Genomic DNA, 15,240 nt, shown 5'->3' with positions numbered 1-15,240 from the left:
ATTGTACTTTAGTCACAGATGAAGTAAAGGGAGTTATGTTAGGATAAGGATGAGAGTTGTGATAAATGTTACATAAAGAGCAGGGAATGAACAAGTCAGAGATCCATCTGTATCTCAGCAGTTCTGTATCCTGGCAGTAAATGAACCAAAGGTACTGCTCGTTTTATGAATGTGAGTATTATCACAAAATATGAGGACATTAAAAAGGAGGGGGAGCCAATGAAACATCGGATTCGATTCCAGACTCTGCTGGGAGTGTCGTTGCTTGGATTTGCTTTGGCAGGGTGTGCCAATACAAGCCCGGCGACTGTGGTTGATCCGGGCATTAGTGAAGCACCCTTGGTGGAGCAGTTTGAATCCGTCAGGCAAGTGGTGGATGAATTTCTGGCCGGGGATAAAGTCACCGCCATGACGCCTGAAGAGCTTTATCAAATCGTCCGGGAGTGTAACGGTCATTACTTCTTAGTGGACATAAGAGCTAATCAGGATTTCGTCAGCAGCAATATCCCAGGTTCGGTCAGCATACCTTACGCCCAAACTTCTAACCCGGAAAGGCTGGAAAGTTTGCCTAAAGACAAAACCTTGGTGGTTATTGACTATAACGGCCATTTGGCGGCACAAACGGCAGCCACCTGGAATCAATTGGGATATCAGGCGGTACCGCTTCTCTATGGCATGCAAAGCTGGACACAGGAAGCATCACCCACCGGTTATGAGGCATTTCCTGCCCAACCGCTCAATAACACCCTGGTTACAGACATGACAACAGCAACCCTTGGAGAGAATGCTCTTCCGGAAATTAAGTACCCTGAGGGGAAAACCCAGGAGTATATCGTTCACACCACCAGAACCTATCTGGATCGGAATTATAAAGGAGTCATTACTGCGGAGGAACTTGATAGTGAGCTGCAGCAAGGGCCTGCAGAGCACTATCTTTTGGTGGACATTCGTGAACCGAAGCATTACCAGCAGGGGCATCTTGAAGGAGCCGTCAATATTCCCCTGGACCAACTGGCCGCTTCGGATCAGGTTAAGAACTACTCACCGGATCAACGGATTGTTTTAATCGGCTATGACGGTATGGATGCCAGCCAGGGCGCCCGGAGCCTGGTCACCTTGGGATATGATTGCGTGGCTCTGAAGTATGGCATGAGCTATTGGAGTGCTCAGGAAGCCGCCACGGGGGCGGTTCCGGTGCACAGCCTTGTTAAGGAATATTACCCATTAACTCCGTTGAACTATCTCCCACCGAGTACAGGTGCGGCAGGTTGTGGTTGATGAATTACGGACAAGGAGGGAAGGTTATGCAGCCAATATCACGTCGGTCGTTTCTAAAACTTGCTGCTGCGACCACGACAGCCGTTGCTCTGCCCCAAGCATTGAAGATGGATTTCCAAGCTTTTGCCGAAGAGGCTAAGCATGCAGAGGTCACACGGGTTCCATCCCTTTGCAATGGCTGTTCCAGCTACTGTGGAGTGTGGGCCTATGTGAAAAACGGCAGATTGTGGAAAATTGAAGGCAACGACATTCATATGAAATCCAGAGGGCATATCTGTGCCCGGGGGCATGGAATTGCTCAGAATGTGTATAACCCTGGACGGGTAACTCAGCCTATGAAGCGTGTGGATGACAAAAACAATTTCCAACCCATGACCTGGGAGGAGGCCTTCCAGGAGGTGGGTGCGAAGATGAAAGCCATCGTTGAAGAACATGGCGGCGACAAGATGGTCTGGGCCTGCCATGGGGGCAAGGAAAGTTATGCCCAGCAATTCATGGATATCATCGGTTCTTCTACCTATATAACTCATTATGCGACCTGCTTTTCAGCAAAAACCAACATCTGGCAAAACATGGTGGGCGGTATGTTTAATCCAGACTTCGATCAGGCCAAAACCATGCTCTTTGTAGGCAGAAACTATGCCGGGGGAATTATTCCCGCTGCTATGAAACGGATCACGGAAGCCAAAGCCAAAGGGGGAAAAATCATCGTTGTCGATCCCCGCTTCTGTGAATTGGCGACCATCGCCGACGAATGGATTCCCATTCGGCCCGGTACAGACCTGGCTTTCTTTTTAGGAATCGCCCACACCTTGATTACGGAAAACCTCTATAATCAGAGTTTTGTGGAGCAATATGTTTATGGCTTTGACGAATTCTGGATGCATAATAAGGACTTCAGTGCCGATCAGGCAGCCACGATTTGCGGCATCGCCGCCGCTAAGATTCGTGAAGTGGCCAGGGAATTGGCCGGAAGTGCTCCCCATGCTTTCCTGGATCCCGGCTATCACGGATTGGCCGCCCATTACCAAAACTCCAATGAGACCATGATGCTCAATATTATTATCAATGCTCTGCTGGGCAACTTCTGGAAAGCCGGCGGATTGTTCCCCGCCGCCAGTACCACCTTTGGTCATCCTGAAGCCACCTATTACGGACCTGTCGCCGCTAAAGGAATCCGGGCCGACGGAGCCGGTGAGGTAGGAGAATATCCCTTAGTGGAACCTTCCCGGGGTATTCCGCAAAGAATCCCCGACATGATCGAAAAAGGCAGAGCCAGAATGGTGTTCTTCTACTCCTACAACCCTTTGCGCTCAGCTCCTGAACCGGAATACCAAAAGAAGATTAAGAATGCGGATTTAGTGGTAAGCATTCCCTATGACTGGAATGAGACCTCTCTCTACACCGCCCATTATATTCTGCCTGAGAACCACTATCTGGAGCGGACGGAACATCCCAAGGTCATCAATGGCAATATCTATTGGCCGGCTACTCAAGTGGCTACCCGCTTTAAAGCTCTGGAGAGCACCACTTCAAGCCTCGATCTGTTGGATATTATGAAAGGCTTGACCAAGGCTTATGGAATCGAAAACCTCTACGGCTATACCGTGGAGGAAGAATTGGAGGTGGCTCTGGGTCCCATTGGGGTCAGTGTGGATGAGCTGCGGGAAAAGGGCTGCATCGAGCTGATGCCCTCAGTGCTGCCTAAAGAGGAAGGCTTAACCTTCGGCACCTTTACCGGAAAAATAGAGTTCTCTATAGGAGCCTGGAGAAAAGAAGGATACCTGGGTGTACCCACTTGGGTGCCCCCTCTAGTGGAGCCGGCGGAAGTCAACCAATTTCGTCTGATTCATGGCAAGCAACCCTGGCATTCCCACATCATGACCACCAACAACCCCTATTTAATGGCCATTACCGAAGAGAAAAAGGGAACCTATATGTGGATGAACAGTTCCCGGGCCGGTGAGTTAGGTATCCAGGAGGGGGATTGGGTTACAGTGTCCAGTGATATAACCTCCAAACAGGTGCAGGTCCATATAACGGAAGGCCTTCACCCGGAATGTGTTTGGCTGCCCTCAACCTACGGGACCTTTTCTGAAAAACTGGAACTTGGCTATGGCCAGGGTGTGAATTACAACGATTTTATTCCTGCCCGTATCGATAAGAAGACCGGTCATGTGATGGGACAGGAATGCATCGTGACTATTACAAAGGGGGGGAAATGATGGCTGACTATGTAATGTTCATTGACCCCAACCGCTGCACAGGCTGCAATGCCTGCCGAATCGCCTGCCAGGCCCAGTGGGGGTTAGCGCCAACTCTGAAGTTTAACAGCCTCATCGAACAGGAGACAGGGAAATATCCCAAGGTGCAGCGGCTGATTACCCCCGTTCAATGTCAGCATTGTGACGACGCTCCTTGTCAAAAGGTTTGCCCAACGGGGGCGACTTACAAGCGGGAAGATGGAATTGTTTTAATTGACGCCCAGAAGTGCATTGGTTGTAAATATTGTATGGTAGCCTGCCCCTATAATGCCCGGGTCATCAATGAGCACGGAGTGCCGGAGAAATGCCGCTTCTGTGCCGAGTATGTGGTCAATGGGGAAACACCGGCCTGCGTATCCACTTGTATGAACGATGTGCGCGTTTTTGGCGACCTGGACGACCCCGGCAGTCCTCTTCATGAACTGCTCAAGAACCAAGACCTTATCCAACTCCGGGCTGATCTCCAGACCAAGCCGAGAATCTACTATGCCAAGAGTAAACGTATTTAAGTCCTTCGGTAATATGTCAAGACTCTAAGCGAGTCAAATTTTCAGTTAGCTAATAATCAGTGGGCAAAAAAGGCAACAAGAAACCATCTCATTCCCAAACTATCGTGGGAAAAAGTTACAAAAATGGAGTATCGGTTAGCGCAATTCATGCTTGGTTAGCATTCCCCCTATTGCCATGTGGCCTATAGATTTGGTTGCTGCGTAGCAGAGCATCAACCATACGGACGAGTTTGCGTGCAGTAAGCACGAGAGCACGGCGATGATGATGAGTCTTACTTTCCGAAAATTTACGTTGGTAGAAGACCTTGTACTCTGGTTCCTTTTGGCGTACTAAGTTAGCAGCCTGGATGATATAACTGCGCAAGTAGGTGTTGCCAGTTCGAGTTAAGGGTGTGTCATCGGCTGTAAAATCACCTGACTGGTGGGTACGCCAGGTTAACCCAATAAACTTTGCTAAGGCTCCTTCATTCGGAAAACGACGGATGTCTCCGATCTCAGCAATAATACCCGCTGAAAGCACAGGGCCAATACCGGGAATGGTAATGAGCGTATTCGGGAAATGCCTGATTTCTGCTTCGATTGCCTTATCGATTTTCTTTACCTGCTTCTCCAAGGTGTGGATGGTTTCAATGCTCGTGGCCAGGATAAGGTTAATGGGTTGCAATAGGCTTCCACGCAGTCGATGGGCCTTGCGGGCAGCTTCCTTCAACTCTCTGGCTTTGGTTTCCGGATCCTCGAAATGACGTTTTCCTTTCTCCATGAGGAAATCAATCAGTTCATCAAGCGGTCGAGCCGCAACCTCTTCTGGAGAAAAAAACTCAAGTGTCAAGGATTCAGAAGTAGCGCCGAAAGTGTTACTAAAAACCGCACCTTGGGCAAGCGTGCTAAACTTCAAGAACAAGTTCGTGAGAAAATAATTCTTCTCTCTGGAAATCATCTCAATCAAATGACACCGAAAGCGAGTGAGGCGCTGTAAGGGTAAGTAGCGGAAATCGACCTGAGAGCCCTCTGGGAGCCGACCGAAGCGTAGACGTTCGGCAATGACCCAGGCATCAATCCAATCGTTTTTCGGAAGGTCCACATAAGCCTTCTTGAAATTAGCAACGACCTTGGGGTTAAAGGAATAAATTTGGGGCTGCAAAGGGGCTAAAGAATGGTCTTCCGCTAAGAACATTTGTAACGGCCAACTGTATACGGAAGTGGCCTCTAAACCAATAACCAGCCGGTCCACATTCACTTGAGCACAGGCGTCAAAGAGATATCGGGCAACTTGCTCACAACCAGGCTGATCATTCAAAGCCCGTAGCCTTTTAACCGGTTCATTACCACGCTCATCTAAGATTCGCACTTTAAAATCACTGGAACTCACATCAATACCGACAAATAAACTCAATTAAAATCACCTCACTTTCTGAGCCAAACAATTTGTAAGATTAACGTTGGGACCAGGCACCACAACAGGTCAACAACCTCGCCGAATCAGCACTTGTCCTAAAAAGACCTCGGATCCAACCGATCTGCTACTATCGGAGGAGTTCCCTTTAAGCTGTGCAACCTTCGAGTTAAAAGTTCAAATTGTGGGCTGGCAGTCAGACTTAAAAAGAGGTCAGAGCCTCAAGGAGGAAAAGGCTTTGCCAGAACGAACCTCACGGTACCATTTTGCTTGAAATCCCAACAAATTTAAATACTTTTTTGTTGTCAAAGAACGATCTGAGGAATCTCAGGTATTCCTCATCCTGAGCCTGTGGACAGTGCCAGCCTGTGGAAAAGTCCTTTGGGGTCTGTCTTAAAAGAGCTTTCCCAACAGGCTTTGGACAAGTCGAATTTGAAGTATGCCTTGGGGTTGACTTGTCCACACTGCCCACAGGCACGACGGCTGCATGGGGTATGCGTTATCCTGTGTGCATCTTGTTGCTGTTGACCATATCTACTGAATTTCCAGTTTTCTATGGTCATTTAAATACCCCACGTTCCATTAGTTTTTGGGACTCGTGGGGCAGGAACTAAATCAATTATACGAGGAGGTGAGCCCATGGAAAAAAGAAAGTATCGGCGAAGTATTTGGACCTATGTGTCTCTTCTTTTGTTGGCCTTTGCTGTGGCGGGAGCCATCAATAAGTACCTGATCAGCGGGGAGCATGCCTTTGGCGTCAGCCCGGACGTTCCCTGGGGAGCCTTGATTTCCGGCTATGTCTTCTTTGCCGTGGCTGCTACCGGGACAGGGCTGGTGGGTTCCTTAGGCCATGTCTTCCGCATCAGGAAATTCGAAGTTCTCTCCAAGCGCGCTCTGCTGGCCTCCATACTCCTGCTGCTTGCCGCTTTCATCGTGCTGGCCGTGGAGCTGTCCAATCCCTTTAAGATGGTATACCTCCTGCTTTCCCCTAATTTGTCCAGCCCAATCCTTTGGATGGGAGTCTTTTATGGGTTCTATCTGGTGCTGCTGTTCGGTGAGTTCTTTTTCACCATGAAAAACAATCACAAAGCCGCTACCGGAATTGCTTATGTGTCCTTGATCGTTAAATTATCCGCCATCATCAATTTAGGCAGAGTGTTTGGTTTCACTACCACCCGCAGCTTTTGGGACGGGTATTATTATCCGGCGTATATGGTGGTTTCGGCAGTGGTTTCCGGTGCTGCGGTGCTGACCATGATTCATTATCTATCCGGAAAAGAATCCCCGGGGTCCTTCTCACAAAACCCTCAGGGCAAAGACCTTGCCCGCACACTCAGTCAGATCTTAGCCGGTGGGTTGCTTGTCTTTGCGCTCTTCCAGGCCATCAAGGTAGGCACATCCCTGGGCAGCGGCAATCAGGCAGTGGCTCAGGCCGCTCAAGCCTTGATATCCGGTCCGATGGCAGTACCTTTCTGGCTGATGGAAGTCTTGGTAGGAATTGTGGCTCCCTTGCTGATTCTCTATCGATCTAAATTCTCATCACCGGGGCTATCCTTCTGGGCCGGAATCCTGACCATGGTTGGCCTGCTCTTTTCCAGACTGGACTTTGTCTACGCCGGCCAAGTGGTGCCCTTGCAATTGACCGACGCGGCGGCCAAGGCTGTGCATGTGTTCAATGCTTATGCACCGACCTGGAGTGAATGGTCTCTGATTATAGGGGCTGTAGGCTTGATTATCCTGGTGTTCGATTATGCCGAAAGCAAACTTTCTCTGGATTCTCATCATTAAGCGGGAATGAAGGTGTAACTATGAATAACACCTGTGCCTCCCGGCAGGCCTTACAGAATTTGCTGCAGCTTTTGGCAGAGTTTTTCACTTTCCCTGATGAGGAGTTCTGTGCAGCGGTCCGCAAGGGGCTTGTCGATCTGCAGGTAAAAGAACTAAGTCAAGGAGCAGGGCTGCCCAGAGAAAGCGAATTTAAGCAGGATGCCCTGACCTATGAGGAGTGGGTGACTGCCTATAATCACTGCTTCTTAGGAGTCCAGAAGCCCTTTGCCCCGCCCATTGAATCGCTCTACAAGCCCTGGACCGGGGATGAAAGCTTTCAAGTGTCCTTTAAAGCTCAAAAAGGGTACCTGATGGGGGATTCCGCACACCATGTTCAGCATATTCTTAAATCCTTTGGCCTGGAAATCCCGCCTGAATACACGATGATGCCGGATCACCTGATCATTCTTTTGGAATTGCTGGCCTTTTTGGTAGGGGGCGGTTTTGAAAAAGAGGCTAAGCAGTTTTGCCGGGACCATTTTGACTGGCTGCCGGATCTGCAAAAGGCTATTGAAGCTCTTCCCGTCAATGGACGCCTTTTCATGGCGGCTCTTGCTGAATTAGAAGGCCTTCTCCAAGCTTTCCTGAATCAGGATCAGAAGCATGGACCTTTGCAGGAAATGATTGAACCGGCCAGGTTTCTGAATTAAATTGGCTCATTACGAGTCAGTTTAAATAAAAAAGGGGGAAAAAGAATGTTAAAACATCTAAAACAATCAAAAGCCTTAACACTGGTCACCTCTCTGCTGCTTGTTCTCAGTCTCGTTACCGGCTGCGGCTCTGCACCCGCATCCACCACGCCTGCCCAACCGCCGGCAAGTCAGGAACCTGCTAAACCGGAAACCCCGGCGCAGCCTGAACAACCGGCGGCAACTGCTCCTACCGTAGAGTCCAACACCTTAGGCTGGGATGATTGGTCAGCCAAAATGAAAGGGACCATTAACAAGGATTACTACATCGTCGACTTAAGAACTCCTGATGAAATCAAGCTGGAAAAAGCCCTGGAAGGCTCCATCAACATCGATGCCAATGCCACCCTGGGCACCGGCAATACCGATGTTATCGACGAAAAACTGCAAGGTGCAGCTAAAGACGCCGTCGTCCTCGTTCATTGCAAATCCGGGGGCAGAGCGAAAAAGAATCTTCAAGCTTTCTTAGACAAAGGCTATGTCAATGCTTTTGCCCTTGACGGCTGGACTGCTTTTGATGCCAAAGGCTATTTTGGCGCCACGAAAATTACTGCCAGCTCCGAGCAGCTTAAGCCGGATGCCTGGGTAGCAAAAATGCAAGGAACGATTGGTAAAGAATATTATGTCCTCGATGCCCGTGACAAGAGTGAATATGATGCCGGACATATTGAAGGCGCTTTGAATTTCGGTGTCAGAGATCAATTCACTGTGGATCATGCCGCCACCATCGCCAAAGTGAAGGAAGCCATTCCCAACAAAGATGCTTTAGTCCTGGTTCATTGCGCGGTAGGCGCCCGTGCGAAAGTAGCTCAGGCTCATCTGAAGGCTGAAGGCTATACTAATGTAATAACCCTGGACAATAAGATTACCATTGATGCCAGCGGCAACTATAAGTTTGAATAAATAACCTAAGTAAAAATTATCATGGTAATAATTATGATTTTGCCAGCGTTGCTCATGGGGATATCATTTTTATCATCCCTCTGGACGATGACGATGTAACATTTATGGCTTAAACAGGCCGCCGTTCAACTACGGCGGCCTGTTTCATGTTAAGCTGAAAGGAAATCTCCAGGAAAGTCTTAAATAAGCTCCCCATCCTATGATATAATAATAAGTCGAATAGTGAGGTGGAGTGAGATGTATCGTTTAGAGGATTTGAACCCGGTTCAGCGCCAAGCGGTAGAGCATCGGGAAGGTCCCCTATTAATATTAGCAGGGGCAGGCTCCGGGAAAACACGGGTTTTAACTTACCGTATCGCCCATTTAATCGCCCAAGGCGTTGAGCCCTGGCACATTCTGGCCATTACCTTTACCAATAAAGCAGCCCAGGAAATGCGTGACCGGGTCTACAGCCTGGTAGGCAGTGAAGGGAGAGGGCTTTGGGTAGCAACCTTTCACTCTGCTTGTGTGCGGATTTTAAGAAGCGAGATCGGCTATTTGCCCGGATATTCGCGGAGTTTTGTCATTTATGACAGTGGGGATCAGCTGGCATTGATCAAATCCTGCATGAAAGAACTGAACCTGGATGAGAAGAAATTTGCACCCCGGGCTATCGAAGCGGTGATCAGTGATGCCAAGAATAAGCTGCTGACACCGGAGGATTTTTCCCGCCGGGCCAAGGATTATTTTGAGCAAAAGGCAGAACGGGTCTACGAACTGTATCAAAAGAAGCTCCTGGCCAATAATGCTCTGGATTTCGATGACATCATCATGCTGACGGTCCGGCTGTTCCGGGAGAACCCTGAAGTATTGTCCCAGTATCAGGATAAATTCCGCTACATTCTTGTGGATGAGTATCAGGATACCAACCATGCCCAATACGCTTTGGTCAATCTTCTGGCTAAGAAATACCGCAACCTCTGTGTGGTGGGGGATGACGACCAATCCATCTATATGTTTCGCGGGGCCGATGTGCAGAATATCCTGGATTTTGAACGGGATTATCCCGAAGCCAAAACCTTGAAGCTGGAGCAGAATTACCGTTCAACCAAATCTATTCTCCAGGCCGCCAATTCAGTGGTTCAGAACAATACGGAGAGAAAAGAAAAATCCCTATGGACGGAAAATGAGGACGGGCAGCCTATTGTCTATTACGTGGCAGACAATGAGCATGATGAAGCCCGTTATATGGGTGAGCGCATTCAACGCCTGCTCAATGTGGAAGGCCGCAAATTTAATGAGTTTGCCGTACTTTACCGCACCAATGCTCAATCCCGGGTTATTGAAGAACGCTTTATGAAGGAAGGAATCCCATATCGGATTTTTTCGGGACTTAAGTTCTACGAACGGATGGAAATCAAGGATATCCTGGCTTATCTGCGCATTCTTCATAACCCGGCGGATCAAGTGAGCTTTTCCCGGGTTTTGAATGTTCCCAAGCGGGGCTTGGGAGAGAGCACTTTAGAAAAGATTCTCGATTATGCCAATGAACAGGAGATGCCTGTTCTGGATGCGATCATGGAGGCCGACTATATACCTGAGCTGCAGTCACGGGCCAAGAAACCTTTGCTGGCTTTTGCCCACCTGATGCAAGAGCTCAGGGCCTTAGCCGCCGCGGAGAGCTCAGTAACCAAATTGGTTGAAGAAGTATTAAAACGGACCGGATATTGGGATAATCTGGTTAGTGATAAATCGCCGGAAGCGGAAGCCCGGCTGGAAAACCTGCGGGAGTTCTTATCCGTGACTGCCGAATATGATGAGAAAGCGGATAACTACGAAACCGCGGTGGTCCAGGAGGGGATTGAAGATGCCCTGGTTCCTGGACTAACAGGGTTTTTGGAGCAAGTGTCCTTAGTAGCTCAGATCGACTCCTTGGATCAGGCAGATGATGCTGTGGTGATGATGACCATCCACAGTGCCAAAGGACTGGAGTTCCCGGTGGTTTTCCTGGGCGGGATGGAGGAAGGAATCTTCCCCAGCAGCCGCTCCATGCTTGATCCGGTGCTTTTGGCGGAAGAGCGGAGACTTTGCTACGTGGCCATAACCCGTGCCCGGGAGCGTCTCTATCTGGCCTATGCCCAGCAGCGGATGCTTTACGGAAGAACTCAATACAACCGCCCTTCCGAGTTCTTTCAGGAAATTCCCACCCATGTCCTGGTGGACCGGGATCCTATTGATCCCCCGCCCACCCGGGCCCAGAAGGCCCATTCAGCTGCGGCAAGGCCGGCAGCGACGCCCTCGGGAGGCCCATCACCCTGGAGAACCGGGGAGAGAACTATTGGCAATCCCGTCCAGGATGCCCCCGGGGTGGACTATAAAGTGGGAGAAAAAGTGGAACATGCCAAATTTGGCAAAGGTGTGATTGTAGCTATCAAAGGCGAGGGGAGTTCGGCTGAACTTTCCGTGGTCTTTGGGGGCGAGATCAAGAAGCTTATGGCGGAATATGCCAGGCTTGTTAAGCTTTGATTGGGAATGCTTGGTTTGATTGAGAACCTTTAGTCTGATATATTCATGTCGTTATGGGAAAGGACAGAACAACGTGTCAAAAAAAATCCATGTCGTAGGTCATAGAAACCCGGATACCGATTCTATTTGCGCAGCCATTGCCTATGCTCGCTTAAAACAGCGCCTGGGCATGGACCATGTTATCCCTTACCGGGCCGGAAAAATCAACCGTGAGACGGAATTCGTCTTAAATGCTTTCGGAGTGGAAGCTCCGGAGCTCTTAAAGGATCTTCATCTTCGCGTCAAGGATATGCTCAATGGTCCTATTCCTGCGGTTAAACCAAGAACCTCTCTTCTGGAAGCCTGGAAGATTATGAAGGAGAGTAACCAAAAGACCCTGCCTGTGGTGGATCATACCGAGCAAATGATCGGGATGATCACAGTAGGTGATTTATCCGGTTCTTATATTGAGAGCATGGCGGATCATGAGTTGGAATCCCTGCATATCCCGGTGGAAAACGTGATCAGAACACTGAACGGACGCTTATTGGTAGGCAGTGCCGAGCAGGATCTTAAAGGGAATGTCTATGTGGGGGCCATGCGCCATGAGACTCTGGAAGCTTATGTAGGCAATGGCAATATTGTCCTGATGGGAGATCGGCAGACCGCCCAGGAAAGCGTTCTCCGCCAAGGGGTATCGGCCCTGATCCTTACGGGGGGTGCGACCTTAGCGCCGGAGCTGGAAGACTTAGCCCGTCAGCAGAATTGCGTGGTCATCTCTGTGCCCTATGATACTTTTACGGCGGCCCGGCTCCTGCCCATGACCGCCCCGGTGCAAAATGCCATGAAAACAGAGGGTATCGTCGCTTTTAATGAAGATGATCTGATCTCTGAAGTCAAAGAGAAGATGTTGGAAACCCGTTTCCGCAATTATCCTGTCCTGGATGAACAGGGCAAGGTCGTCGGCTTGATCAGCCGCTATCATCTTCTGAGCCTGAGCCGGAAACAAGTGATCCTCGTGGATCACAATGAATTTGGCCAAGCCGTCGTGGGCACGGATCAAGCCCAGATTCTTGAGGTGGTCGATCACCATCGGGTAGGCGGAATCCAAACCGGAGAGCCAATCCTCTTCCGCAATGAGCCTGTGGGCTCCACCTGCACCATCGTGGCCAAATGCTATCGGGATTGGGATGTTGTTCCGGAAAAAGCTATCGCAGGAATCATGCTGGGAGCTATTTTATCCGATACGGTTATTTTTAAATCTCCCACCTGCACCGAGATCGATAGAGAGAATGCCACTTACCTGGCCAGCATCGCCGGAGTAGATCCCAAGGAATTTGGGGTGCAAATGTTCAAGGCAGCTTCCAATCTTGGGGAGCGGCAAGTGGATGAGCTGATCGAAGAAGATCTCAAAGAATTTACTATGGGAGAGCTCCGGGTTGGCATCGGTCAATTCAGTGTCATGGGGCTGGAAGGTCTGGATCAATTGCGGGCCGAATTATCCCAAAGGCTGGAAGAGATTCGCGGCCAGCGGGCTATGAATTACCTGATGCTGATGGTGACCGACCTCTTGGAGGAAAACACGGAATTGTTCATCAGCGGCGCCAAGCCTGAGGAGATAGCCAAGGCGTTTGATAAACCCCTGGACAAGGAGAGCATTTTCCTTCCTGGGGTGCTGTCCCGGAAGAAGCAGGTGGTTCCCCCCTTGTCGAAATATTTCCTTCAATAAATAGCTCCCGGAGAATTGAGTTCCTTTAACGGGTTAGACTATAGATGGCGTTGTGAGGGTGACCCGCAGCGCCTCTCCTGTAAAATACAAAACTGAATGCCTGTTTTGAAAGGCATGAAAGCTAGGTCTCCAGGATTTTGCTTTACACCGGTCGCTCCATAAGCTGCGCGGACAAAACTAACGCTCAAGCCCTCCGCTCCGTCGGGTGCCCGCCCAAATCGCTCCTGCTCAGTGGGCGGTTGGAAACGTCCTGTTTCCAACCCGACTCCGCGTGCGCCACGCATGATGATTAACTTGGCGGTGAAAGTCCGCTATGGGGGTATGTAGCGACCAACCATTAGCCTTAAGGCAAGGGTGTCCATCGCGAGATGGAATCTGAAGGAAGCCAGCGGCAAAGTTCCGGCCTGAGGAACACAAACAGCAAATGCACGGCGCGAAACGGTGGGGTGAGACTGCGCGAGACAAGTCGAAGCCCAAAAGCTACACGGACACGTTCAGCGTAAATGGTGCGGGTAGATGGAATGAAAGTGAAATCATCTTACTCGTGGGAGGCCTCACGGACGGGGCCAGAAGCAGAGAAAGAAGCCGCGGTGAAACAAGAAAATTTATCGTGAGGGAGTCAAGCAGAAGCCATAAGTAGCAGAGGTTGAAAGACAAACCCGAAGGAAGGGCTGAACCAAAGGAGGTTGTGGGTCAATGAAAGTTACTGAAGGTGGCGAATTAAACCACAGACAACTTCGAAACGGAGGCGAGCTGCAAAGGACATCTGCGGAACAGAGAGAGTATGCAGAGGCGTGGGTGCCACTGAAGATGACGGAAACCGACAACACCAACACCAACGAGCAGAACGAAGAACTACTGGAGCAAATCCTGAGCTTCGAAAATCTAAACCAAGCCTACCGGCAGGTGAAGAAGAACAAAGGAGCCGGTGGAATCGACGGCATGCAGGTGAAGGAACTTCTACCCTACCTGAGAGACCACAAGGAGGAACTCCTAGAGAGTCTACGAGAAGGAACGTATCGTCCAAGCCCCGTAAGAAGGGTGGAAATACCCAAAGAAAACGGAACGACCAGAAAACTAGGAATCCCCACTGTAGTCGACCGGCTTATCCAACAGGCTATAGCCCAAGTTCTGAGCCCTATCTTCGAAAAACAATTCTCAGAGAGTAGTTTCGGCTTCCGGCCCAACCGGAGTGCTCATGATGCGCTGAAGAAGTGTCAAAGCCATATCACAGCAGGGTACAAATACGTAGTGGATATGGACTTGGAGAAATACTTCGACACCGTCAACCAAAGCAAGCTCATCCAAATCCTATCGGAGAGTATCAAAGATGGGCGGGTCATATCGCTCATCCACAAATTCCTCAGAGCGGGAATTATGGTCGATGGAATGTTCGAAGAAAGTCCAGAGGGAGTGCCCCAAGGGGGCCCCTTAAGCCCGCTACTAGGTAACATCATGTTGAATGAATGTGACCAAGAGCTGGAAAAGCGAGGACACCGCTTTGTGAGGTATGCGGATGACCTGATGATCTTCTGCAAAAGTAAGAAAGCGGCCCAGCGAAGCTTGGAACATATCTTACCGTATATCGAGAAGAAATTATTTCTGAAGGTCAACCGAGAGAAAACCAAGGTGTCGCATGTCAACTATGTGAAATACCTTGGGTATAGCTTTTACATCTCTCGAGGAGAAGGCCGACTGAGAATCCATCCCCAAAGCATCAGAAAACTCAAGGACAAAATCCGGGAAGTCACAGGGCGAAGTAACGGGATGGGAATCGAAGAAAGGAAAACCAAGCTGAACCAAGTGGTCAGAGGATGGACGAATTACTTTAAGCTGGCAGACGCAAAGAGTCAGCTGAAAGAGATAGACGAATGGATGAGAAGCCGGATACGAATGGTGGCCTGGAAACAGTGGAAGCGAATTCGAAGCCGCTATGACTACCTGAAGAGAGCAGGCATAAGCAAAGAAAAGGCATGGATGTGGGCAAACACAAGAAAAGGATATTGGCGAATAGCTCATAGTCCAATAGTGAGGATTGCCTTGCCTAACAAACGATTCGAACAAGCTGGATATCTCAGTTTCACAGGATGTTATTCTGCAAAGTAAGGTGTAAACTTTGGAAGCGCCGTATACCGAACGGTACGTACGGTGCTGTGGGAGGTCG

Annotated in this window: 11 protein-coding genes; 9 read left to right on the top strand and 2 right to left on the bottom strand. The window is 49.6% G+C overall.

The window, feature by feature from the left end; translation table 11 throughout:
• The first annotated feature begins 165 nt into the window (after positions 1-165).
• Genes DESLBE_RS09425 through DESLBE_RS09415 form a run of 3 tightly spaced genes read left to right on the top strand, consistent with a single transcriptional unit; the run spans position 166 to position 4,051 of the window.
• Positions 166-1,278: a rhodanese-like domain-containing protein gene (locus tag DESLBE_RS09425; protein WP_018213577.1), complete on the top strand. Its 1,113-nt coding sequence runs from the start codon at positions 166-168 to the stop codon at positions 1,276-1,278.
• A 26-nt stretch (positions 1,279-1,304) separates the two neighbouring features.
• Positions 1,305-3,503, top strand: a complete 2,199-nt coding sequence (srrA, locus tag DESLBE_RS09420; RefSeq protein ID WP_144676417.1) for a respiratory selenite reductase catalytic subunit SrrA — start codon at positions 1,305-1,307, stop codon at positions 3,501-3,503.
• Positions 3,503-4,051 (top strand): 4Fe-4S dicluster domain-containing protein, encoded by a 549-nt coding sequence (locus DESLBE_RS09415; RefSeq protein WP_144676414.1) that lies wholly within the window; start codon positions 3,503-3,505, stop codon positions 4,049-4,051. Before srrA ends, DESLBE_RS09415 begins: the two co-directional genes overlap by 1 nt.
• Before the next feature lie 145 nt (positions 4,052-4,196).
• On the opposite strand, the gene DESLBE_RS09410 is transcribed toward DESLBE_RS09415, so the two are convergent.
• On the bottom strand, positions 4,197-5,444 hold the full coding sequence (locus DESLBE_RS09410) for an IS110-like element ISDha12 family transposase (RefSeq protein ID WP_005808714.1): 1,248 nt from the start codon (positions 5,442-5,444) through the stop codon (positions 4,197-4,199).
• Between the two features lie 639 nt (positions 5,445-6,083).
• Between DESLBE_RS09410 and nrfD the strand changes: the two genes are divergently transcribed.
• The 5 genes from nrfD (at position 6,084) to DESLBE_RS09380 (ending at position 13,076) form a co-directional block, all read left to right on the top strand.
• On the top strand, positions 6,084-7,232 hold the full coding sequence (gene nrfD / locus DESLBE_RS09400) for an NrfD/PsrC family molybdoenzyme membrane anchor subunit (RefSeq protein ID WP_144676412.1): 1,149 nt from the start codon (positions 6,084-6,086) through the stop codon (positions 7,230-7,232).
• A 20-nt stretch (positions 7,233-7,252) separates the two neighbouring features.
• Positions 7,253-7,921, top strand: a complete 669-nt coding sequence (locus DESLBE_RS09395; RefSeq protein ID WP_041272599.1) for a molecular chaperone TorD family protein — start codon at positions 7,253-7,255, stop codon at positions 7,919-7,921.
• A gap of 45 nt (positions 7,922-7,966) precedes the next feature.
• Complete coding sequence (locus DESLBE_RS09390; RefSeq protein WP_144676411.1) at positions 7,967-8,863, top strand: rhodanese-like domain-containing protein; 897 nt, start codon at positions 7,967-7,969, stop codon at positions 8,861-8,863.
• 237 nt (positions 8,864-9,100) lie between these two features.
• Complete coding sequence (gene pcrA / locus DESLBE_RS09385; protein WP_144676409.1) at positions 9,101-11,368, top strand: DNA helicase PcrA; 2,268 nt, start codon at positions 9,101-9,103, stop codon at positions 11,366-11,368.
• Positions 11,369-11,441: 73 nt separating this feature from the next.
• Positions 11,442-13,076 (top strand): putative manganese-dependent inorganic diphosphatase, encoded by a 1,635-nt coding sequence (locus DESLBE_RS09380; protein ID WP_011461447.1) that lies wholly within the window; start codon positions 11,442-11,444, stop codon positions 13,074-13,076.
• Positions 13,077-13,114: 38 nt separating this feature from the next.
• Here the strand turns inward: DESLBE_RS09380 and DESLBE_RS27420 are convergent, their stop codons facing one another.
• The gene (locus DESLBE_RS27420; RefSeq protein ID WP_144676407.1) at positions 13,115-13,336 is read right to left on the bottom strand and encodes a hypothetical protein; all 222 of its coding nucleotides are present in this window, start codon (positions 13,334-13,336) and stop codon (positions 13,115-13,117) included.
• A gap of 436 nt (positions 13,337-13,772) precedes the next feature.
• Between DESLBE_RS27420 and ltrA the strand changes: the two genes are divergently transcribed.
• The gene (gene ltrA, locus DESLBE_RS09370; RefSeq protein WP_144676405.1) at positions 13,773-15,182 is read left to right on the top strand and encodes a group II intron reverse transcriptase/maturase; all 1,410 of its coding nucleotides are present in this window, start codon (positions 13,773-13,775) and stop codon (positions 15,180-15,182) included.
• Positions 15,183-15,240: the final 58 nt, after the last annotated feature.

Source organism: Desulfitobacterium sp. LBE (genome assembly GCF_007830365.1).
GTDB classification, from domain to species: domain Bacteria; phylum Bacillota; class Desulfitobacteriia; order Desulfitobacteriales; family Desulfitobacteriaceae; genus Desulfitobacterium; species Desulfitobacterium hafniense.
The sequence above is the reverse complement of the archived record's forward strand: the minus strand, read 5'-3'. Positions and strand labels throughout refer to the sequence as shown.